This is a genomic window from Bosea sp. OAE506, assembly GCF_040546595.1.
Classification (GTDB): Bacteria; Pseudomonadota; Alphaproteobacteria; order Rhizobiales; family Beijerinckiaceae; genus Allobosea.
Genome location: NZ_JBEPOB010000001.1, coordinates 767,335 through 787,461, shown reverse-complemented (window position 1 = coordinate 787,461; position 20,127 = coordinate 767,335). Strand labels below are relative to the sequence as shown.

Genomic DNA, 20,127 nt, shown 5'->3' with positions numbered 1-20,127 from the left:
CGCACAGAATGAGGAGATGTCAAGGTGGCGGAATTCGTCTCCCTCTCGCAGGGAATCGAGGCGGTCCTCAGCGATGGCTGTTCCGTCGCGATGGAGGGCTTTACCCATCTCATCCCCCATGCCGCGGGTCATGAGACGATCCGTCAGGGCAAGCGTCGCCTGACGCTAATCCGGATGACGCCGGACCTGATCTACGACCAGCTGATCGGCACCGGCTGCGCGGAGAAGCTGATCTTCTCCTGGGGCGGCAATCCCGGCGTCGGCTCGCTGCACCGCTTCCGCGACGCGGTCGAGAATGGCTGGCCGCACCGGCTCGAGATCGAGGAGCACAGCCACGCCGCCATGGCCAACGCCTATGAGGCGGGCGCCGCGAACCTGCCCTTCGCCGTGTTCCGTGGCTACAAGGGCGTCGATCTGCCCTCCGTCAATCCGCAGATCCGCTCCGTCACCTGCCCCTATACCGGCGAGGTGCTGGCGACGGTGCCGGCGATCCGCCCCGATGCGGCGATCATCCATGCGCTGAAGGCCGATCGCGAGGGCAATGTCCTGCTCGAGGGCATTGTCGGCGTGCAGAAGGAGGCGGTTCTCGCGGCGAAGCGCTCGCTCGTCACGGTTGAGGAGATCGTCGACGATTTCGGCCCGCGCAACGCCAATGCGGTGATCCTGCCGTCCTGGGCCGTCACCGCGATCGCCCATGTGCCGGGCGGTGCCTACCCGTCCTACGCCCATGGCTATTACAAGCGCGCCAACGATTTCTACATCGCCTGGGACAAGATCGCCCGGGAGCGCGAGACCTTCTTGGCCTGGATCAAGGAAAACGTGCTGGAAAAGGGGCCTGATGCCTTCGCCCGCCATGCGCAGGCCCGGAAGGAGGCAGCCTGATGAACGCGACCCCCACCGAGATGATGACGATCGCGGCCGCGCGCCTGCTGACGAACCAGGATGTCTGCTTCGTCGGCATCGGCGCGCCCTCGGCCGCTTGCAACCTCGCCCGCCTCACCCATGCGCCCAAGATCACGCTGATCTACGAATCCGGCACGCTCTCGACGCGGCCCAGCGTGCTGCCGCTGTCGATCGGCGACGGCGAGCTCTGCGACACCGCGCTGACCACCGTCGCGGTGCCCGAGATGTTCCGCTACTGGCTCCAGGGCGGGCGCATCACCATCGGCTTCCTCGGCGGCGCGCAGATCGACCGCTTCGCCAATCTCAACACCACGGTCGTCGGCCCCTATGACGCTCCCAAGGTGCGTCTGCCCGGCGGCGGCGGCGCGCCCGAGATCGCCAGCAATTGCGGCCAGATCTTCATCACCATGGCGATGGGCACCCGCGCCTTCGTCGACAGGCTGCCCTTCATCACCTCCTTCGGTCACGGCAAGGGCAAGGGAGACCGCGAAGCGATCGGCCTGAAGACGAAGGGTCCGACCAAGGTGATGACCGATCTCTGCGTGCTGGAGCCCGATCCGGCAACGGCGGAACTCACCGTCGTTTCGCTGCATCCGGGCGTGACGCGCGAGCAGGTCCAGGCCGGTTGCGGCTGGCCGCTGCGCTTCGCGGCCGACGTCGCGGAAACGCCGGCTGCGACGGAGCAGGAATTGTCGGTGCTGCGCGATCTCCACGCCCGCACCAAGCAAGCCCATGGGGTGGCGGCATGAGCCTGATCTATCCGCGCGAGAGCCTGGCCGCGCATCCGGCAAATACCTCGCCCGCCTACGGCTCGACGGTGAAGCGCGCCCCGTCGAAGCCCCTAATCCTGCTGCCGCACACGCTCTCGGAGACGACCGGCCCGGTCTTCGGCCATACGGCCGTCGCGGCGGGCGATGCTGACCTGACACGCCAGCATGTCGGCGAACCGCTGGGCGAACGCATCATCGTCTCGGGCCGCGTTCTCGACGAGGACGGCCGGCCGGTGCCGCACACGCTGATCGAGATCTGGCAGGCCAATGCCGGCGGGCGCTACGTCCATGTCCGCGATCAGCATCCGGCCCCGCTCGACCCCAATTTTACCGGGGCAGGGCGCGCGCTGACGGATGCGGAAGGCCGCTATCGCTTCGTCACCGTGAAGCCCGGCGCCTATCCCTGGCGCAACCACCACAATGCCTGGCGCCCGGCCCATATCCATTTCTCGCTCTTCGGGCCGAGCTTTCTGTCACGCGTCATCACCCAGATGTATTTCCCGGGCGACCCGCTGTTCAAATACGACCCGATCTTCCAGTCGATCACCGACGCGCAGGTGCGCGATCGCCTCGTCTCGCGCTTCGACCTGGCCACGACCGAGCCGGAATGGGCGCTCGGCTACCAGTTCGACATCGTCCTGCGCGGCCGCAACGCGACGCCGGTGGAGGAGCCGCATGAGCACTGATCCGCAAACGGCCGAGGCCCCCCTCGGCATCACGCCGTCGCAGACCATCGGCCCCTTCTTCGCCTATGCGCTGACGCCGCGCGCCTATGGCGGCAGCGAGCTCGCGACCGGGACCGTCGCGGCCGAGGGCGTCGCCGGCGAGCACATCCGCATTGCCGGCACGGTCTATGACGGCGACGGGGCCCCGGTGGGCGACGCCATGCTCGAAACCTGGCAGGCCGACGCGCAGGGTCGCTACAACGCCGCCGGCAATGCCGGCTTCACCGGTTTCGGCCGCGTGGAGACGACGGCCGAGGGCGCCTTCCACATCGAGACGATTCGCCCAGGTCCTGTCGCCGCCCCCGACGGAACGATACAGGCGCCGCATCTCTCGCTCTCCGTCTTCGCCCGCGGCATCCTCACCCGGCTGACGACGCGGATCTATTTCGAAGGTGAAGCGGCCAATGCGGCCGATCCCGTGCTGGCGCTGGTGCCGGCCGAGCGGCGCCAGACGCTGATCGCGACGCGCCAGCCCGACGGCAACTTCCGCTTCGATATCCATCTGCAGGGCGAAAACGAGACGGTCTTCTTCGCGGCGTGAACACCTGACGTCATGCCCGGGCTTGACCCGGGCATCTCTCGCAGGGGATTCTCAGGCTCTGCGCTACGCTTCGCCCGAGAATGACGGGAGCGTCAGCAATCAGCCGGAGCCTTCCCCATGCCCAGACCCCTGATCGCGCTCGACTGGGGCACGACCCGCGCCCGCGCCTTCCTTATCTCGGCAGCGGGCGAGGTTCTGGAGCGCCGCAGCGCCGAACAGGGCATCCAGTCCGTACCTGTAGGAGCCTTCCCGGCCGCCTTCGAGGCCATCGCCGGCGACCTGCGCCGGATGGCGCCCGAGGCGCAAATCGTGCTGGCCGGGATGGTCGGCAGCCGCAATGGCTGGGTCGAGGCGGCTTATGTGCCATGCCCCGCCGCGCCGGATGCCATCGCCGCAGCCGGCCTGAAGGTCGCGCTGGCCGACGGCACGCCTGCGCTGATCCTGCCCGGCCTCTCCTGTGACGAAGGCGCCTTCGACGTCATGCGCGGCGAGGAGACGCTGATCGTCGGGCTCGGGTTGGAGGACGGTATCGCCTGCCTGCCCGGCACGCATTCGAAATGGGCGCTCGTCGAGGGCGGACGGATCACCCGCTTCGCCAGCTTCATGACCGGCGAGATCTGGGGCCTGCTGCGGCAGAACTCGATTCTTTCCCGGCTCGCCGAGGAGCCTAGCGAGGAGGGCGCACGGCTCGGCCTTGCGGCGGGCTTTGCCGCCTCGCCCCGCCCCGGCGGCCTGCTCAACACGGCCTTCGCGGCCCGCTCCGAGGTGCTGGCCGGGCGGCTGCCTGGTTCGGCCGTCGGCCCCTATCTCTCGGCCCTGCTGGTCGGCCACGAGATCGCCGGCGCGCTCGCGATGTTCGGGCGGCATGACACCGTCCATCTCGTCGCCGACGGCGCCATGGCGGAGAGCTACGGCGCAGGCCTGGCCGCAGCGGGGCTGAAGACCATTGTGACCACGCCGGAAGCCGCCTTCGTCGCCGGCATCCGCCGCCTCGCCGGAGCCATCGCGGCATGATCGTCGTCTTCGGATCGCTCAATGTCGATCTGGTCACCCCGGTCGAGCGCCTGCCCGGCGCCGGCGAGACCGTCATCGGCCCCTCCTACGCGCTCCATCCCGGCGGCAAGGGCGCCAACCAGGCGCTGGCGGCCCGCCGCGCGGGAGCGCCGGTGCGTCTCGTCGGCGCGGTCGGGACCGATGCCTTCGCCGACATCGCGCTCTCGCTGCTGGCAGCCGATGGCGTCGACCTCGCCGATGTCGCGCGCGTCGCGGCGCCGACCGGCGCCGCCTTCATCGCCGTCGATGCCGACGGCGCCAACCAGATCGTCGTTGCCGCCGGTGCCAATGCGCAGGCGAGCGCGGCGGCGATGGCGTCGGTGCCGCTCGGCGAGGGCGACATCCTGCTGCTCCAGCGCGAGGTGCCCGAAGCGGAGTGCCTAGCGGCGGCGCGGCACATGAAGCAGTCCGGCGGCCGCGTCATCCTCAATCTCGCGCCCGCCGGGCCGCCGGATCACGCGCTGCTCGCCGGCCTCGATATGCTCGTCGCCAACGAGCACGAGGCGCTGGTGCTGGCGCAGTCGCTGGGCTGGGCCGAGCGGGAGCCCGACGACATCGCCCGCCGCTGCGATGGCGAGCTCGGCATCGTCTGCATCGTCACGCTCGGCGGCGAGGGCGTCGTCGGTTGGCATGGCGGCGTCCGCCGCCGGCTCGCGGCCCCCGCGGTCAGCGTGGTCGATACGGTGGCGGCGGGAGACAGCTTCACCGGTGCCTTCGCGGCGGCACTGTCCGCAGGCTACGGCTTCTCGGGCGCCCTGCAGCGCGGGCTCGCGGCCGGTTCGCTCGCCTGCACGGCGGCCGGGGCCCAGCCGAGCATCCCGCACAAAGACGCCATCGAGGCCCTCGTCGGGCAGTCCTTCCTCTGACCGGGGTGCCGCCGCCGCTTTCGCGAATGTCGGCAAGCCGGCGTTAAGGCTGATCCCGCGCAGCATGCGGCGGGCCGCCGACGAGACGCGATCCGCGGGCCCGTCTTCACCCTTCGGCAGGAACTGGCTCCCATGCTGCCCACCTCGACAGGGGAGGCAGCCGCCATGACGCAGAAGCCGATCATCTGGGCGCTGGGGACCGCGGCAGTCGTCTCGCTGGTCGCGGTCAGCTATGGCAGCAAGCTCGCCCGCTGGGTCGGCCGCGACGATGCGCCGAGCGCCGCCTCCGTGACGGCCGCGCCGGCATCGACGCAGGCGCGCCTGCCGGAGCCCGCCGCTGCGCCGTCCCGCCCATCCGAACCGCCGACATTGACGGTGGCGGCCGATTATCGCGGGCACTTCGTCGTGCACCCGTCGATCGACAATTACCGCGTGCAAATGCTCGTCGATACGGGGGCCAGCGTTGTCGCGCTGACCGCGAAGGATGCCAGCGCGCTCGGCATCCGCCCCTCCAGCGCCGATTACAAGATGACGCTGAGCACCGCTAACGGCACCGTGAAGGGCGCCCGCGTCAATCTGCGCGAGGTCCGTCTGGGCTCCATCCTAGTGCGCAATGTCGAGGCCGTGGTGCTGCCCGAAGGGGCGCTGGCGATGAGCCTGCTCGGAACGTCCTTCCTCGCCAAGCTCAGGGGCTACGAGGTCCAGACCGGCCGCATGATCCTGCGCGGCTGAGCGGCGCAGGCCATTTCGCGGACCGGTCTGATCTGTCAGGAAATCTCAGGCGGCCGCGCGATGCGAGAGGCGCTGTCTCACGCTGTCTCAGCTGAAGCCCGGGCACATCGCCACGCCGACGCGCTCGATCTGCTCGATGTTCGCGGTGCCGCCGGACTTGCCGAGGCGCGGACGCATATAGATCGGATCGCCGCCGATCTTGAGCGGCCCACCCTTGATGATCCAGCCGACGACCGGCGTGAACTCGTAGGTCGCCTCCGCCATCATGATGGAGGTGTTCGGCAGGCGCAGATCCGCAGGAATGGCGACGGTCGCGCCGCGCGCGAGCTTCGTCGAATTGCGCTGCTCGCTCCAGCAGACCTTGGCGACGCCGGCCGAGTCGATGACGATGTGATGCACCGACATCGCCGGGGCGACCGAGTTGTAGGGCATCATCACGGTCTGGGCGGCGTCGAAGATGTTGCTCATCTCGGTATTGCTGATCTGGCCCGCCTGGGCCTGGGCCGTCAGGTCGGCCAGCGAACGCGTCAGCTGCGCGACCTTGCGGTCGATCATGACGCCCTGGCCCGTCTCGACGATGCCGAAATAGATCGCCAGCATCGCCGGCAGGATCATCGCGAACTCGACCGCGGCGACGCCGCGGGCATTGCGGCGGAACCGCCGCGCGAGGCGCCGCAGACCGGCGCGATTGAGGGTTTCGAAGGCGTGCGTCATCGGGAACCTCATGTCGCCGGCGCAGTGAACGGTTCTGCCCGGAACGTCGTCGAGGCGACGATGCCGCGGCGTCCCTGGCCGATATTGGCCAGGCTCGACGTCCAGGAGGTGAAGAAGAGCGGATATTCGAGCACCGCGCGCACCACGATGATCTGCTGGGGCTGCGGTGAATTGTAGCCGAAGCCCGTCGTGTTCAGCCCGCCGGCGGTGATCGGATTGCTGCCGTCGACGCCGGTCTTGGCGCCGGCAAAGGAGCTGTAGGTCCGCACGTCGATGACGAGCTTGGAGCAATCGACGAGCCCCGGCGAGCTCGCGCAGACGTCGTTCTTGAAGGCCGCCGTGTTCTCGGGGCCCGTCTTGTTGTAGCGGGCCAGCGCCTCGCCGGTCAGCAGCCTCCGGGAGGTCTGCGAAACCGATTCCTCGAGCACCTGGCTGGTCCAGAACATCATCGCGGTCTCGATGATGGCGGCGAGCAGCATCAGGAAGGGAACGGCGATCAGCGCGAATTCGACCGCCGTGGCTCCGTCCTGGGAGCGGCGGAAGCGCTTCAGCAGTCGCGGCCGCAGGCGGCGGCGCGGACCCGCCGCAGGCTCGCGAAGGGCCACAGGCGGGTTGATCGGATCGGTCGGGGACGGAACTGTCATGCGGTACGGGGTCCGGTTGTCGCGTCGCAGGTCGTCGCCGCGGAGCCTCGCGCCCGCTGTCGCCCAATCATGCGACGCGGCATCGGCTCCGACGACCACGCCAGTCATAGCGGCAAAGCCTTGCCGATCCGTTAGAACCGCGCCCAGCCCGTCCGAAACAGGGTTAGCTGATGGTTTACCTTAGGCAATGGGCCGAAGGCCCGGCGGCTCAGCGCTTGCTCGCCCCCAGCGCTGCGCCGTTGCGGGCGTTCGCCTGGGATCCGACTTCGCCGAAATAGCGCTGCGCATCGCCGAGCTGCGCGGCGGGCTGGCAGATTGGGGTGCAGGAATAGCTTTCGCGATCCAGCCCACGCTGAACGGTCAGCACGGCATCGCTGTCCGCGCCCACGCGCACGAGCGATTCCGCCAGCAGGCCGCCGCTGGCATCCAGCGCGATCAGGTTGGTGACACCGAAGCTCTTGCCCGTCACGATCATCACGCCGTTCTTCTGCACGGCAACATCCGCGATGGCGGGGTTGCCGATGATAACGGTCTGGGCCTTTTCGGGCAGGCGCACGACCTTGGCGTGATCGACCATCACGACGACGCTCTCGATCTTGGCCGGTGTCGGGGCCGCGCGGAGAGGCATGGGGCCTGCCGTCAGCCAGAGGGCGCCGACGCAGGCGGCGAGCGCTGCTTTCGTCCGGGCGGAACCCGCACGGGATCGCGATCCTGCTGCCGAAAGAGTGGACATCGCGCTGCCTCAAGATTTCCGAGGCGCTCAGGAAAGCGCAAAATGATGAATCAATCCCTAATCGGGCGCGGCCGATTGATTTCAATGCCCGGGAACGTGCCTGACCGAGGGAGAGAGCGCGGCGAAAGTTTTCGGACCGGGGCGGTCGGGAGCGCACAACGCTAGTTTTCGGCCGAGAGAGCAGCGTATTGTTCTCAAATAATCTTCATTTATGTCAATCAAAACTCAATATAGTCAGTATTATATTACGTCAATCACGCATTAACCATCGGAACAATGTTCCGGAGGCCGCTCGAATTCTTCTGTTCCTTTAACTGATCCGCAAGAGAGGCGCGGTAATGTCCTCCTGTCGCTGACCGAAGCCGTCTCAGAGCAAAGGCAGCCGTCAAACCGTGGTTCAAAAGGAGCTTCACATGACCAACGTTTTCGCTCGCTTCGTCAAGGATGAGTCCGGCGCCACCGCCATCGAGTACGGCCTGATCGCGGCCCTCGTCGCCGTCGTCTGCATCACCGCCCTGACGACGCTCGGCACCAAGCTGTCGACGACCTTCACCAACGTCGGCGCCGAGCTCGGCAAGGCCAAGTAAGGGCCCGACCCTCGCACGAACCCGCTCGGACGCCACAGGCGATCCCGAGCGGAGTTCGCGCTCATCAAGGTCCGAAAGGAATTTCACATGACCAACGTCTTCGCTCGCTTCGTCAAGGACGAGTCCGGCGCCACCGCCATCGAGTACGGCCTGATCGCGGCTCTCGTCGCCGTCGTCTGCATCACTGCCCTGACGACGCTCGGCACCAAGCTGTCGACGACCTTCACCAACATCGGTGACGAGCTCGGCAAGGCCAAGTAATCCGAAGCGGATCGCATCCGCTTCGTGCGAGACGGGAGGCGCTTCAGACAGGCTCTGGAGCGCCTTCGCGCATCAACCGCCTGCGCCTGACCCGTGACGGGTCCGTTTGCGCCGGTGGCGATCTGAGCTCACTCCGGGGATCTCGACCATGACACCCGCCCTCTTCATGATGATCGTCGTTTTTCCGGCCGCGATGGCCTACGCCGCCGCGAGCGACCTCGTCTCGATGACGATCTCCAACCGCCTCTGCCTCGTGCTGGTCGCGGCCTTCGTTGTCTGTGCTGCCACGCTCGGCCTCGGCTGGCCCCAGATCGGCTGGCACCTGGCCGCGGGAGCGGTCGTCCTGATGGTCTGCTTCGGCATGTTCGCAGCCGGCTGGGTCGGCGGCGGCGACGCCAAGCTCGCGGCTGTCACCGCCCTGTGGTTCGGCTTCGAGCAGCTGATGCCCTATCTCGCCATCGCGGGTCTCGCCGGCGGGGTCCTGACGCTGGTCCTTCTGCAGGTCCGCGCGAATCCGCTGCCCGCGCCGGTCTTTCGCTGGTCCTGGGCCCGGCGGCTCCATTCGCCCAAGGAAGGAGTGCCCTACGGCATCGCGCTTGCCTTCGCGGCGCTTCTGATCCTGCCGGAAACCGCGCTGTGGCGGGCCGCGATCGGCGTCTGAAGGGTGACGTTGCGGCCACTCGCTGCCGTTAAGGTCGCAAGGCTGAAAAAAGATACGTCCGATTAACCATAAGTTGACGATTCGAGCCTCACCATCCTGACCGAGCGCCAACTGGGTTTGGCCGAGGGTCAGTCGCAATGAGTCCCGCCCGCATCATCATTCTCCTGGTTGCACTGGTGGCCGGTGTCGGCGCCGCCATGCTGATCAGCAAGCCGTCCCAGGCGCCGGCCCCGGCTGCCCTGATCGAGCCCGCGCCGACCGTACCGGTTCTGGTCGCGGCCGCCGACATTCCGGTCGGCAATGTCGTCGCCGCAGCCGATATGCGCTGGCTCGACTGGCCGCTCGCCAGCGTCCCGGCCGGCGTCGTCCGCAAGGACGAGGCGCCCCAGGCCGAAGCCGAACTGGCCGGCCAGGTCGTCCGCTACGGCATGCTCGCCTCCGAGCCGATCCGCCGCGAGAAACTGATCAAGACCGACGGTACCGGCTTCCTCTCCGCGATCCTGCCCTCCGGCATGCGCGCCGTCGCGATCTCGACCGACAGCCGCGGCGCCAACACCGCCGGTGGCTTCATCCTCCCCAATGACCGCGTCGACGTGGTCGTGACCGTCAAGGGCCCCGCCGTCGAAGGCGAGGGCGACGCCTTCCTCAGCGAGACGATCCTGCGCAACCTCCGCGTCCTGGCGATCGGCCAGAACGTTCAGGAGCGCAACGGCGAAAAGGTCGTGATCGGCGAGACGGCGACGCTCGAGGTCGAGCCCGGTCAGGCCGAGACGCTGTTCCGCGCCCAGAAGATGGGAACGCTCTCGCTCGCGCTGCGCAGCCTCAAGGATGCCGGGCAGGTCGTGACGGGTCAGACCAACGAGGGCGCCATGACCATCGTCAAATATGGCGTCAGCATGAGGAGTGCGAACCAGTGATCCGGGACCGTCTCCTCCTCTCAGTCGCCCTCGCGTTGGCGCTCGCCGGGCCGGCCTTGGCCCAGGCCACCGGCCAGGCCCCCGTCCTGAACGTCGGCACCAGCGAGCACTCTATCTCGCGCAAGCTCGATCTCTCGATCGGCCGTTCGCTCATCGTCGAGCTGCCGCGCGACGCCAAGGAGGTCTTCGTCGCCAATCCGAAGGTCGCCAACGCGGTCGTCCGCTCGGCCCGCAAGCTCTTCATCATCGGCATCGCCGACGGTCAGACCTCGATGTTCGTCATCGACGGCGAAGGCCGCCAGATCACCGCTCTCGAGATCGAGGTCGGTCGCGACCTCAACGTGCTGCGCCAGACGCTGCGCACGGCGCTGCCCAGGGCGCAGATCGAGATCAAGCCGGCAGGCAACTCGATCCTGCTCGTCGGCAACGTCGCCAACGCGTCGGAGGCAACCCAGGCCGTCGACATCGCCAACGCCTTCGTAGGCACCACGGGCGGGCTGTTCACCTCCACCAAGGGCGCGGTCATCAACTCGCTGACGATCCGCGGCCGCGACCAGGTCATGGTCAAGGTCGTCGTCTCGGAGGTTTCGCGCAAGGCGATCAAGCAGCTCGGCATCAACTCGACCGGCGAGTGGAAGCTCGGCAACTTCTCGCTCACGCCGACGCTGGACAATCCGCTGCCCCTGCAGCCCCAGTCGCTGGCCGCCACCGCGATCACGGCCGGCATCGGCAACTCGACCAACTTCACCTTGCGAGCGCTCGAGCGCGCCGGCCTCTCCCGCGTTCTCGCGGAGCCGACGGTGACCGCGATCTCGGGCGAGAGCGCCAAGTTCACCGCCGGCGGCGAAGTGCCCGTGCCCAGCGGCTATACCTGCGACCTCAACAATCTCTGCACGCTCGGCATCTCCTACCGGCCGGTCGGCGTCGCGCTGAACTTCACGCCGATCGTCCTGTCGGACAACAAGATCAGCATGCGCATCGCCACCGAGGTGACGGAGCTCGACTTCGAGAACCAGCTCCGCCTGACCAACACCTCGAACAGCTCGACCGCGCAGAACGTCAATGCGCCGGCCTTCCGCGTCCGCAAGTCCGACACCACGGTGGAGCTGCCCTCGGGCGGGACGCTGGCTACGGCGGGCCTGATCCAGCGCGTTTCCAAGACCTCGATCAACGGTTTCCCGGGCCTGATGAACCTGCCGATCATCGGCGCGCTCTTCCGCTCGCGCGACTATCAGCGCGAGGAGACCGAGCTGATGATCACGGCGACGCCCTACATCGCCAAGCCGATGGAGCCCAATCAGGTCCAGCGGCCCGATGACGGCTTCGTCGAGGCGCACGACGCCCAGGCCGCCCTGCTCGGGCGTCTCAACAAGATCTACGGCACCAACGGCGGCGCCGCGCCGCAGGCCTACAAGGGGCGCGTCGGCTTCATCGCCGACTGACCGCGGCGACACGCAAGGGATGGCGAGACCATGACGGCTCGAGCACAGAACCACTCCGGAATCCGGCCTCTCGGCCTCGGGATCGCCCTCGCCGCGGCGACGCTGCTCGGCGCCTGCGCCGGCAAGCGCGACTATGCCGAAAGCGGCGTCCCGATCGACGTCCGCGAGCGCCATCCGATCGTGCTGCGCGACGCGCCGCGCTCGCTCGACGTCTTCGTCGGACGCGCTGGCGGCGGGCTCGACGAGCGCCAGGCCGAGGATGTCGCGGAGTTTGCGCGCGAATATCGCCGGTCCGGCAAGGGTGGGCTCGTGGCTCAGGTCCCGACCGGAACCCGTCGCGAAATGGCGTCGCACGACACGCTGAATGGCATCCGCTCGGCGCTGACACGCGCCGGCGTCTCTGGTGCCGCCCTGTCTGTGCGCACCTATCCCGTCGCCGACGCCAATCTGGCTTCGCCGATCCGCCTGACCTTCGCCTCGCTCCAGGCCCGCCTGCCGCATGATTGCGGCCAGTGGCCGGGGGACACCGGCGTGTCGAACTGGACCGAGGGCATGACCAACGAGCCCTACTGGAACTTCGGCTGCTCGAGCCAGGCGACGCTCGCCGCCCAGGTGGCCGATCCGATCGATCTCGTCCGTTCGCGCAGCGAAGGTCGTCCCGACATCGCCAAGCGCATGGGCGCCATCGCGAAAATCCGCGAGGGCAAGGATCCGTCGACCCAGTACCGGCAGGAAACGCCGCAGATCAACTCGACGGTCGGAGGCCGCTGATGAGCGCCGGGCAGGATCAGGCCACAGCCTCGGCCGGCGCCGCCGACGAGGTGATCGCGCCGCTTCCGCGCGTCACCCTCCAGGCCTTTTGCGAAACGCCCGGCGTGGCGGCCACGATGCAGGCCGCCATTGCGGACCGCCGGATGGACAAGGCCCATGCGCGCATCCAGATGGGCGGCCCCGCGGCGGCGGTCGAGGCCTTCCGGGCCGCGCCGACGCCCAACATCATCGTGCTGGAGACGGTCTCCGATTCCGCCACGCTGGTCGGCCATCTCGACGCGCTCTCGGAGAGCTGCGACGCCGGCACCAAGGTGGTCGTGATCGGCCATGTCAACGACGTCCAGCTCTACCGCGACCTGATCCGCCGCGGCGTCAGCGAATACCTCATCGCCCCGCTCGGCACGCTCGACGTGCTGAAGACGCTCTCGGAACTCTACATCGCGCCCGGCGCCCGCAATCTCGGCCGCATCATCGCGGTGATGGGCGCCAAGGGTGGCGTCGGCGCCTCGACCGTATCGCACAACGTCGCCTGGGCGATCGCGCGCAACCTCGACGCCTCGACGGTGATCGTCGATCTCGACATCGCCTTCGGCACCGCGGGTCTGGACTTCAACCAGGACCCGCCGCAGGGCATCGCCGAGGCGGTCTTCTCGCCCGAGCGCCTCGACGCCAACATGCTGGACCGTCTGCTCTCCCGCTGCAGCGACAATCTCGCGCTGCTGGCCGCGCCGGCGGTGCTCGATCGCACGCTCGACCTGCCGGAGGATGCGTTCGAGCAGCTCTTCGATCTGCTGCGCGCCACCGTTCCCTGTGTCGTTCTCGACGTGCCCCATGTCTGGAGCTCCTGGGCGCGGCGGGCCCTGATCAGTTCGGACGAGATCGTCGTCGTGGCCGCGCCCGAGCTCGCCTCGCTGCGCAATGCCAAGAACATGGTCGATTTGGCCAAGGCCAACCGCCCCAACGACGCCGGCCCCAAGCTGGTGCTCAACCAGGTCGGCATGCCCAAGCGTCCCGAGATCGACTCCGCCGAGTTCTCCAAGGCGCTGGGCCTCGATATCCTGGCCTCGATCCCCTTCGACGCCCAGCTCTTCGGCACCGCCGCCAACAACGGCCAGATGATTGCCGAGGTCCAGGCGGGCAGCAAGATCGCCGAGGCCTTCGTCCAGATCGCGAGCGGCCTGACGGGCCGCGGCGAAGCCAAGCGCGGCAAGCGCAGCCTGTTCGAGCCGATCGTGGCGAAGCTTCGGCGCAAGGCCTGAGCCATGAGGCTTGGGCGGGCGACGGGGCTGACCTGCGTAGGAGAGGGTTGAGATGTTCGGAAAGCGATCCCCAGGGGGAGCGGCCGCACCGGCTCTGGCGCTGAAGGCGCCCGCCGTGGCCGCGGCTCCGCTGCGTCCGTCGGAACCGGCCTCGCCGGCCGCCGATCCGCGCCGCGCGGCCCCGCCGCCCGCGCCGGCGGAGCAGCAGCGCTCCGACGAATACTACCAGATGAAGAGCATGATCTTCGGCGCTCTCATCGAGGCCATCGATCTCTCACAGCTCGCCAAGCTCGACGGTGAATCCGCCCGCGAGGAAATCCGCGACATCATCAACGAGATCATCTCGCTGAAGAACGTCGTGCTTTCCATCGCCGAGCAGGAAGAACTGCTCGACGACATCTGCAACGACGTCCTCGGCTACGGACCGCTCGAGCCGCTGCTGGCCCGCGACGACATCGCCGACATCATGGTCAACGGCGCCACCCGGACCTTCATCGAAACGGGCGGCAAGATCACCCTCACCAACATCCGCTTCCGCGACAACGCGCAGCTGATGAACATCTGCCAGCGCATCGTCAGCCAGGTCGGCCGCCGCGTCGACGAAAGCTCTCCGATCTGCGACGCGCGCCTCGCCGACGGCTCGCGCGTCAACGTCATCGCGCCGCCGCTGGCGATCGACGGCCCCGCGCTCACCATCCGCAAGTTCAAGAAGGACAAGCTGACCCTCGATCAGCTCGTCAAATTCGGCGCCATCTCGCCGCCGGGCGCGGATATCCTCAAGATCATCGGCCGTGTCCGCTGCAACATCGTCATCTCCGGCGGTACGGGCTCGGGCAAGACGACGCTGCTCAACTGCCTGACCAACTACATCGACGAGGACGAGCGCGTCATCACCTGTGAGGACGCGGCCGAGCTCCAGCTGCAGCAGCCCCATGTCGTGCGGCTCGAAACCCGCCCGCCCAATCTCGAGGGCACCGGCGCGGTCACCATGCGCGACCTCGTCAAGAACTGCCTGCGCATGCGCCCCGAGCGGATCATCGTGGGTGAGGTGCGCGGACCGGAGGCGTTCGACCTGCTGCAGGCGATGAACACCGGCCATGACGGCTCGATGGGCACGCTCCACGCCAACACCCCGCGCGAATGCCTTAGCCGTATCGAGTCCATGATCACGATGGGCGGCTTCTCGCTGCCGTCGAAGACGCTGCGCGAGATGATCTGCTCCTCGATCGACGTGATCATCCAGGCCCAGCGCCTGCGCGACGGTTCGCGCCGCATCACCCACATCACCGAGGTGATGGGGATGGAGGGTGACGTCATCATCACCCAGGACATCGTCAACTACGACATCCTCGGCGAGGACGCGAACGGCAAGCTCATCGGCCGTCACCGCGCCACCGGGATCGGCCGTCCGCGCTTCTGGGAGCGGGCGCGCTACTATGGCGAGGAACAGAGGCTCGCCGCCGCGATCGATCTGCTCGAGAAGGGCGAAGCCGATGCCGCCTGATCGCTCCCGCCAGCCGGAGCCGCGGCCATGGATCTGACCCTCGTCTCGGTCGTGGTGCTGGCGACGCTGGCGGCCGGCGGCGTCACCTATGCGCTGTTCTACCCGATGCTCAGCGGCGAGGCGCGGGCCGAGAAGCGCCGCAAGGAATTCGCGGCCCCCGTCGCCGCCCGCGCCTTCGATCGCGAGGCGCAGGCACGGGCCAAGCGCGGCCAGATCGCCCAGAGCCTCAAAGAAATCGAGAGCCGCGAAAACGCCCGCAACAAGCTGACGCTCGAGCAGAAGATCCAGCAGGCCGGCCTGAACTGGAACCGCAAGAAATACTACATCGTCAGCGCGCTCCTGGCTGTCGGGGTGGGGTTCGCCCTGTTCGTGCTCAGCGGCAACCCGCTGCTGGGACTGGTCGGGCTGTTCATCGGCGGGTTCGGCGTGCCGCCCTGGTTCCTGCAGCGCTGCCGCAACAGCCGCCTGAAGAAGTTCGGCATCGAGTTCCCCAACGCCATCGACGTCATCACGCGCGGTATCAAGGCGGGTCTGCCGCTGAACGACTGCCTGCGGATCATCGCGACCGAGGCGACCGAGCCGGTGAAGACGGAATTCCGCCTGATCATCGAAAGCCAGGCGCTGGGCCTGCCGCTGACCGAGGCCGTCTCCAAGCTCTATGAGCGCATGCCCTGCGCCGAATCGAACTTCTTCGGCATCGTGCTGGCGATTCAGCAGAAGACCGGCGGCAACCTCTCCGAGACGCTCGGCAACCTGTCGAAGGTCATCCGCGAGCGCCGCAAGATGCGCGACAAGATCCAGGCGGTCTCGATGGAGGCGAAGGCCTCCGCCGCGATCATCGCCTGTCTGCCGCCCGCCGTCGCCGGCCTCGTCTACCTCACCACCCCTCGCTACATCGAACTGCTCTGGCTCACCCAGGCCGGCAAATTCGCGCTCGTCGGCTGCGCGATCTGGATGCTCATGGGCATCCTGGTCATGCGCAAGATGATCAACTTCGATATCTGAGGCAGCGCCGATGATTTCCCTGATCGCGGACAAGGTCGTCGACAGCCAGTTCCTGCTGGCGCTGTTCGCCGCCATCGCCGCCGCGGCGACGGTGCTGACGATCGCGATCCCGCTGACGGAGGGCTCGAACCTTCAGAAGCGCATGAAGAACGTCGCGACCGAGCGCGAGAAGATCCGCGCCCGCGAGCGCGAGCGCCTCAACCGCCAGACCGACCGCGTCTCGCTGCGCCAGGAACCGAAGGCGTTCATGCGGCGCATCGTCAAGCAGTTCAAGCTGGGCGACTGGCTGGGCACCGAGACGGCCAAGAACCAGCTCGCCATGGCGGGCTATCGCGGCCAGCAGGCCGAGGTCGCCTTCCTGTTCTTTCGCCTGGTCATGCCGATCGGCCTGTTTCTGTTCACGCTGCTCTATGTCTTCGCCATCAACGATTTCGGCCAGCCCGTGATCCTGCGCATCGGCATGGCGGTCGGCGGCGCCTATCTCGGCATCAAGGCGCCGGAGCTGTTCCTCTCGAACCAGATCAGCAAGCGCCAGGCCTCGATGAAGACGGCCTTCCCGGACGCGCTGGACCTGCTCCTGATCTGCGTCGAATCGGGCATGTCGATCGAGCACGCCTTCCGCAAGGTCTCGACCGAGATCGGCGGCCAGTCGGTGCCGCTGGCCGAGGAGTTCGCGCTCTGCACGGCCGAGCTCTCCTATCTCTCCGAGCGCCGGCAGGCCTATGAGAACCTTTCGGCCCGTACCGGGCTCGAGGGCGTCAAGTCGGTCTGCACCGCGCTGATCCAGGCGGAGCGCTACGGTACGCCGCTGGGCACGGCGCTGCGCACGCTCGCTCAGGAAAGCCGCGACCAGCGCATGGTGGCCGCCGAGAAGAAGGCGGCGGCGCTGCCGCCCAAGCTGACCGTGCCGATGATCCTGTTCTTCCTGCCCGTGCTCTTCGTCGTCATCATGATGCCGGCGGTCATCCAGACGATGAAGCTGCAGTAGACGCGGGCCGTACCGACGGAAGTCGCCCCAGGCGCAGCGTCGTCGGGCTAGGGCTGCCCGTTCCGAGAGCCACGCGTAGAGGCATGAGACGCCGCATCCGCCTGACGCGTCGCAGACATCTCAAAGGTCTCGTCTTGGGCGTGCTGGGAGTCCTGCGCGCAATTGGCGAAGGTTGCGGGCCGACATCCGGAAGCAGGGCTTAGCCCTGTGGCGGCGCGGCCTGCACTCCGGCCTGGGCCGGCGCGGGTTTCGGCTTGGGCTTGGCGCCGCCGGTCTTGAGCATGTCCCAGCTGTTCGGCTGGCTCACGCTGCGCTTGAGATAGGCGACCGTGGCGGCGGCTTCCGCCGGGCTCTGGTCCTGCCGCGCCAGCGTCTCGGCTTCCGCGAAGCGACCCTGCAGGCCGAGGACGAGGACGAGGTTCTGGCGCACCCGCGGGTCGCTGCGTCCGCTTGAGACCGCTTCCCGCAGCACGCGCTCGGCCTCGGGCAACTGACGCGACAGCGCAAGCGAGAGGCCGAGATTGGAGAGGATCGTCGGTTCGCCCGGGGCGATCTTCAGGGCGGCCTGGTAGATCTGCTGGGCGCGGGGATGTTCGCCGAGCTGGTCGGCGACGGTGCCCTGCGCGGAGAGGATGCGCCAGTCCGGCCGCTCGGGCGAATGGGCGCGCGACAGCACCTCGTCGGCCTCTTTCAGCCGGCCGTTATCGGCCAGCGAGCGGCCATAGGCGCCGAGCATTTCGCGATCATTGGTGCGCGTCAGCACCGCGCCCTGCAGCACGGCCAGCGCCTGTGCGTTCTGGTCGAGCGAGCGCAGGGCGCGCGCATAGTAGAAGGCGGCGTCGCGATCCCTGGGGTTGGCGTCGTAGCGCTTGCTCCAGCGCTCGCTTTCCGCATGCCAGTCGGCGCTGCTGCGCGGCTGAGCGGTGCTGCTGCCGATCGAACCGGTGATGTCGCCGAGGCCGCCCTTGCTCTGGCAGCCCGCAAGCGCCAGGCCGGCGAGGCAGAGCGTCAGGCCCAGGACTGGACGGGAGAAGGCACGCGGGCGAGCCGGTGCGGAGGACGACGCTCCTCCGAAAGCCGCTGACAGATGACTGGACAACATGGATCTCACCGCCTCGCCACCATGGCCGATGTGGTCGATCCGGTGATAAAACGTTAACCCTAACGCATCCTTAACCGGCGGCCTCCGCCGCTCTCTCAGGTAGCTCCCGCGTGAACAGCCTCGTCTCCGCCGCGTCCTCCGACGCGATCCCTCTCCACTGCGTGACGAAGGCGGGCCTGCGGGCCCTGCTCGCCGATCTCGCCCCGGAATCCCGGCGCTTCGCCGAGGCCCAGGGCTTCGCCGCCCAGCCTGGGCAGCATCTGCTGCTGCCGGACGGCACGGGCGCCGTGGTCGCCGTCCTGCTCGGCGTCGAAGGGCCGGAGGCGCGCCGTCGCGATCCCTTCGCGCCAGGCCGTCTCGCCGCGGTGCTGCCGGCGGGCGACTACGTGCTGTCCGGCGAAACCGGCGATCCGGATCTCGCGGCGCTGGGCTGGCTGCTGCAGGTCTACCGCTTCGACCGCTATCGCAAGCCCGTTTCGCCCGCCGCCCGGCTCGTGCTGCCCGAGGGCGTCGACGGCGCCGATCTGGTCCGCGTCGCCGAATCGGTCGCGCTCGCCCGCGACCTCGTCAACACGCCGGCCAACGACATGGGCCCGGCCGAGATCGAGGCCGCGATCCGTGCGCTGGCGGGGGAAACGGGGGCGTTGGTGACCGCGATCCTGGGCGACGATCTCCTCGCCCGCAATTTCCCGATGATCCATGCCGTCGGCCGTGCCTCGCCACGGCCGCCGCGGCTGGTCGATCTGGTCTGGGGCGATCCCGGCCACCCGCTCGTCACGCTCGTCGGCAAGGGCGTCGCCTTCGATACGGGCGGCCTCGATCTCAAGCCCTCGGCCGGCATGCTGCTGATGAAGAAGGACATGGGCGGCGCGGCCGCGGCGATCGCCGCCGCGCGCATGATAATGCTGGCGAAGCTGCCGGTGCGGCTGCGCCTGCTCGTGCCGGCGGTAGAGAACGCGGTTGCCGGTGCGTCCTTCCGCCCGGGCGACGTGCTGCCGAGCCGCAAGGGGCTTAGTGTCGAGATCGGCAATACCGATGCGGAAGGCCGGCTGATCCTGGCCGACGCGCTCGCGCTCGCCGATGAGGAGGCGCCCGAGCTGCTGATCGACTTCGCCACGCTCACGGGCGCCGCCCGCACCGCGCTCGGCCCCGAGCTGCCGCCCTTCTACACCCATGACGAGGGGCTCGCCTCCGAGATCGCGCGGCTGGGGCAGGCGGTGAACGATCCCGTCTGGCGGATGCCGCTCTGGCCGCCCTATGAGCGGATGCTGGACTCCCGCATCGCCGATCTCAACAACGTCTCGGGTGGCAGTTTCGCGGGCTCGGTCACGGCGGCGCTGTTCCTCAACCGGTTCGTCGAGAAGACCGCCTCCTACGCGCATTTCGACATCTACGCCTGGAATCCCTCGGCCCGTCCCGGGCGTCCCGAGGGCGGGGAGTGCCAGGCGGCGCGGCTGGTCTACGCTCTGGTCAAGCAGCTCCACCCGCCGGGTTAAGCCTGTCGGGAGAACCCTGTTGCGCTGCAACGACCGCCGGACAATGATACGGACCCGTAACGATCGCGACGGTTCCGAGACATGCCGCTGGAGATCAGGCCGTCCCAGGCTCTCAAATTGTGGCGCCAGGTCCATCTCGACCTGGTGCGGGACGGCGAGTCCGACCTCTCGGCCCGCCAGACGGCGATCCTGCTGACGATCTATCTGGAACTGCCGCCCCATACGGTGCGCGGGCTGGCGGCCCAGCTCGGCGTCACCAAGCCGGTCATCACCCGGGCGCTGGACACCATGGGTAAGCTCGGGCTGGTGACGCGGCGGCGCGACGAGGCCGACCGCCGCAATGTCGTAATCCAGCGCACGGTCGCCGGTGCGCTCGCCGTCGAGCGCCTGGCCGACCGCGTTGTCGAGCGCGCGCGCGAAATCGGCGCGGCCTGAGCGTTCCCGCCGCGGCGG

General features: G+C 68.2%; 23 protein-coding genes. 19 read left to right on the top strand and 4 right to left on the bottom strand.

Annotated features, from left to right (window positions below; genetic code table 11):
* The first annotated feature begins 24 nt into the window (after positions 1–24).
* The 7 genes from ABIE41_RS03770 (at position 25) to ABIE41_RS03740 (ending at position 5,590) form a co-directional block, all read left to right on the top strand.
* Positions 25–882: a CoA transferase subunit A gene (locus tag ABIE41_RS03770; RefSeq protein ID WP_192643473.1), complete on the top strand. Its 858-nt coding sequence runs from the start codon at positions 25–27 to the stop codon at positions 880–882.
* On the top strand, positions 879–1,652 hold the full coding sequence (locus tag ABIE41_RS03765; protein ID WP_192643757.1) for a CoA-transferase subunit beta: 774 nt from the start codon (positions 879–881) through the stop codon (positions 1,650–1,652). Before ABIE41_RS03770 ends, ABIE41_RS03765 begins: the two co-directional genes overlap by 4 nt.
* Positions 1,649–2,359 (top strand): protocatechuate 3,4-dioxygenase subunit beta, encoded by a 711-nt coding sequence (pcaH, locus tag ABIE41_RS03760; RefSeq protein WP_192643472.1) that lies wholly within the window; start codon positions 1,649–1,651, stop codon positions 2,357–2,359. The genes ABIE41_RS03765 and pcaH overlap by 4 nt, the downstream gene beginning before the upstream one ends.
* Positions 2,349–2,939 carry a protocatechuate 3,4-dioxygenase subunit alpha gene (gene pcaG, locus ABIE41_RS03755; RefSeq protein ID WP_192643471.1) on the top strand — a complete coding sequence of 197 codons (591 nt, stop codon included), beginning with the start codon at positions 2,349–2,351 and terminating at the stop codon, positions 2,937–2,939. Before pcaH ends, pcaG begins: the two co-directional genes overlap by 11 nt.
* Before the next feature lie 117 nt (positions 2,940–3,056).
* Entirely contained in the window at positions 3,057–3,953 is an 897-nt protein-coding gene (locus ABIE41_RS03750) for a 2-dehydro-3-deoxygalactonokinase (RefSeq protein WP_192643470.1), read from the top strand.
* Positions 3,950–4,858: a ribokinase gene (locus ABIE41_RS03745; protein WP_192643469.1), complete on the top strand. Its 909-nt coding sequence runs from the start codon at positions 3,950–3,952 to the stop codon at positions 4,856–4,858. Before ABIE41_RS03750 ends, ABIE41_RS03745 begins: the two co-directional genes overlap by 4 nt.
* Positions 4,859–5,023: 165 nt before the next feature.
* On the top strand, positions 5,024–5,590 hold the full coding sequence (locus tag ABIE41_RS03740) for a retropepsin-like aspartic protease family protein (protein ID WP_192643468.1): 567 nt from the start codon (positions 5,024–5,026) through the stop codon (positions 5,588–5,590).
* Between the two features lie 87 nt (positions 5,591–5,677).
* On the opposite strand, the gene ABIE41_RS03735 is transcribed toward ABIE41_RS03740, so the two are convergent.
* From ABIE41_RS03735 to ABIE41_RS03725, 3 genes are all read right to left on the bottom strand, one after another.
* The gene (locus ABIE41_RS03735) at positions 5,678–6,304 is read right to left on the bottom strand and encodes a TadE/TadG family type IV pilus assembly protein (RefSeq protein WP_192643467.1); all 627 of its coding nucleotides are present in this window, start codon (positions 6,302–6,304) and stop codon (positions 5,678–5,680) included.
* Between the two features lie 8 nt (positions 6,305–6,312).
* Complete coding sequence (locus ABIE41_RS03730; protein ID WP_192643466.1) at positions 6,313–6,948, bottom strand: TadE/TadG family type IV pilus assembly protein; 636 nt, start codon at positions 6,946–6,948, stop codon at positions 6,313–6,315.
* Positions 6,949–7,156: 208 nt separating this feature from the next.
* Positions 7,157–7,576 carry a pilus assembly protein N-terminal domain-containing protein gene (locus ABIE41_RS03725; protein WP_192643465.1) on the bottom strand — a complete coding sequence of 140 codons (420 nt, stop codon included), beginning with the start codon at positions 7,574–7,576 and terminating at the stop codon, positions 7,157–7,159.
* A gap of 518 nt (positions 7,577–8,094) precedes the next feature.
* On the opposite strand from ABIE41_RS03725, the gene ABIE41_RS03720 reads away from it, so the two are divergent.
* The 10 genes from ABIE41_RS03720 (at position 8,095) to ABIE41_RS03675 (ending at position 17,076) form a co-directional block, all read left to right on the top strand.
* On the top strand, positions 8,095–8,268 hold the full coding sequence (locus ABIE41_RS03720; protein WP_192643464.1) for a Flp family type IVb pilin: 174 nt from the start codon (positions 8,095–8,097) through the stop codon (positions 8,266–8,268).
* Between the two features lie 87 nt (positions 8,269–8,355).
* Positions 8,356–8,529, top strand: coding sequence for a Flp family type IVb pilin (locus tag ABIE41_RS03715; protein ID WP_192643463.1), 174 nt, complete (start codon positions 8,356–8,358; stop codon positions 8,527–8,529).
* Positions 8,530–8,677: 148 nt separating this feature from the next.
* The gene (locus ABIE41_RS03710; RefSeq protein WP_354191754.1) at positions 8,678–9,190 is read left to right on the top strand and encodes an A24 family peptidase; all 513 of its coding nucleotides are present in this window, start codon (positions 8,678–8,680) and stop codon (positions 9,188–9,190) included.
* A gap of 137 nt (positions 9,191–9,327) precedes the next feature.
* Positions 9,328–10,107 carry a Flp pilus assembly protein CpaB gene (gene cpaB / locus ABIE41_RS03705; RefSeq protein WP_192643462.1) on the top strand — a complete coding sequence of 260 codons (780 nt, stop codon included), beginning with the start codon at positions 9,328–9,330 and terminating at the stop codon, positions 10,105–10,107.
* Positions 10,104–11,549, top strand: a complete 1,446-nt coding sequence (locus ABIE41_RS03700) for a type II and III secretion system protein family protein (RefSeq protein ID WP_192643461.1) — start codon at positions 10,104–10,106, stop codon at positions 11,547–11,549. The genes cpaB and ABIE41_RS03700 overlap by 4 nt, the downstream gene beginning before the upstream one ends.
* A 30-nt stretch (positions 11,550–11,579) precedes the next feature.
* On the top strand, positions 11,580–12,320 hold the full coding sequence (locus ABIE41_RS03695; RefSeq protein ID WP_192643460.1) for a CpaD family pilus assembly protein: 741 nt from the start codon (positions 11,580–11,582) through the stop codon (positions 12,318–12,320).
* Entirely contained in the window at positions 12,320–13,579 is a 1,260-nt protein-coding gene (locus ABIE41_RS03690; protein WP_192643459.1) for a CpaE/TadZ family protein, read from the top strand. Before ABIE41_RS03695 ends, ABIE41_RS03690 begins: the two co-directional genes overlap by 1 nt.
* A 52-nt stretch (positions 13,580–13,631) precedes the next feature.
* Entirely contained in the window at positions 13,632–15,083 is a 1,452-nt protein-coding gene (locus ABIE41_RS03685) for a CpaF family protein (RefSeq protein WP_192643458.1), read from the top strand.
* A 27-nt stretch (positions 15,084–15,110) separates the two neighbouring features.
* Positions 15,111–16,088: a type II secretion system F family protein gene (locus ABIE41_RS03680; RefSeq protein WP_192643457.1), complete on the top strand. Its 978-nt coding sequence runs from the start codon at positions 15,111–15,113 to the stop codon at positions 16,086–16,088.
* Between the two features lie 10 nt (positions 16,089–16,098).
* Complete coding sequence (locus ABIE41_RS03675) at positions 16,099–17,076, top strand: type II secretion system F family protein (protein WP_192643456.1); 978 nt, start codon at positions 16,099–16,101, stop codon at positions 17,074–17,076.
* Positions 17,077–17,275: 199 nt separating this feature from the next.
* Here the strand turns inward: ABIE41_RS03675 and ABIE41_RS03670 are convergent, their stop codons facing one another.
* Entirely contained in the window at positions 17,276–18,178 is a 903-nt protein-coding gene (locus ABIE41_RS03670; RefSeq protein ID WP_354191753.1) for a tetratricopeptide repeat protein, read from the bottom strand.
* 110 nt (positions 18,179–18,288) lie between these two features.
* On the opposite strand from ABIE41_RS03670, the gene ABIE41_RS03665 reads away from it, so the two are divergent.
* Positions 18,289–19,674 (top strand): leucyl aminopeptidase family protein, encoded by a 1,386-nt coding sequence (locus ABIE41_RS03665; protein ID WP_192643455.1) that lies wholly within the window; start codon positions 18,289–18,291, stop codon positions 19,672–19,674.
* A gap of 81 nt (positions 19,675–19,755) precedes the next feature.
* Entirely contained in the window at positions 19,756–20,109 is a 354-nt protein-coding gene (locus ABIE41_RS03660; RefSeq protein ID WP_192643454.1) for a MarR family transcriptional regulator, read from the top strand.
* The last annotated feature ends 18 nt before the right edge of the window (positions 20,110–20,127 follow it).

Coding starts and splice junctions, on each gene's coding strand:
- pcaH (WP_192643472.1), top strand. CDS start 1,649: ATGAGCCTGATCTATCCGCGCGAGAGCCTGGCCGCGCATCCGGCAAAT.
- pcaG (WP_192643471.1), top strand. CDS start 2,349: ATGAGCACTGATCCGCAAACGGCCGAGGCCCCCCTCGGCATCACGCCG.
- ABIE41_RS03750 (WP_192643470.1), top strand. CDS start 3,057: ATGCCCAGACCCCTGATCGCGCTCGACTGGGGCACGACCCGCGCCCGC.
- ABIE41_RS03745 (WP_192643469.1), top strand. CDS start 3,950: ATGATCGTCGTCTTCGGATCGCTCAATGTCGATCTGGTCACCCCGGTC.
- ABIE41_RS03740 (WP_192643468.1), top strand. CDS start 5,024: ATGACGCAGAAGCCGATCATCTGGGCGCTGGGGACCGCGGCAGTCGTC.
- ABIE41_RS03735 (WP_192643467.1), bottom strand. CDS start 6,304: ATGACGCACGCCTTCGAAACCCTCAATCGCGCCGGTCTGCGGCGCCTC.
- ABIE41_RS03730 (WP_192643466.1), bottom strand. CDS start 6,948: ATGACAGTTCCGTCCCCGACCGATCCGATCAACCCGCCTGTGGCCCTT.
- ABIE41_RS03725 (WP_192643465.1), bottom strand. CDS start 7,576: ATGCCTCTCCGCGCGGCCCCGACACCGGCCAAGATCGAGAGCGTCGTC.
- ABIE41_RS03720 (WP_192643464.1), top strand. CDS start 8,095: ATGACCAACGTTTTCGCTCGCTTCGTCAAGGATGAGTCCGGCGCCACC.
- ABIE41_RS03715 (WP_192643463.1), top strand. CDS start 8,356: ATGACCAACGTCTTCGCTCGCTTCGTCAAGGACGAGTCCGGCGCCACC.
- ABIE41_RS03710 (WP_354191754.1), top strand. CDS start 8,678: ATGACACCCGCCCTCTTCATGATGATCGTCGTTTTTCCGGCCGCGATG.
- cpaB (WP_192643462.1), top strand. CDS start 9,328: ATGAGTCCCGCCCGCATCATCATTCTCCTGGTTGCACTGGTGGCCGGT.
- ABIE41_RS03695 (WP_192643460.1), top strand. CDS start 11,580: ATGACGGCTCGAGCACAGAACCACTCCGGAATCCGGCCTCTCGGCCTC.
- ABIE41_RS03690 (WP_192643459.1), top strand. CDS start 12,320: ATGAGCGCCGGGCAGGATCAGGCCACAGCCTCGGCCGGCGCCGCCGAC.
- ABIE41_RS03685 (WP_192643458.1), top strand. CDS start 13,632: ATGTTCGGAAAGCGATCCCCAGGGGGAGCGGCCGCACCGGCTCTGGCG.
- ABIE41_RS03680 (WP_192643457.1), top strand. CDS start 15,111: ATGGATCTGACCCTCGTCTCGGTCGTGGTGCTGGCGACGCTGGCGGCC.
- ABIE41_RS03675 (WP_192643456.1), top strand. CDS start 16,099: ATGATTTCCCTGATCGCGGACAAGGTCGTCGACAGCCAGTTCCTGCTG.
- ABIE41_RS03670 (WP_354191753.1), bottom strand. CDS start 18,178: ATGTTGTCCAGTCATCTGTCAGCGGCTTTCGGAGGAGCGTCGTCCTCC.
- ABIE41_RS03660 (WP_192643454.1), top strand. CDS start 19,756: ATGCCGCTGGAGATCAGGCCGTCCCAGGCTCTCAAATTGTGGCGCCAG.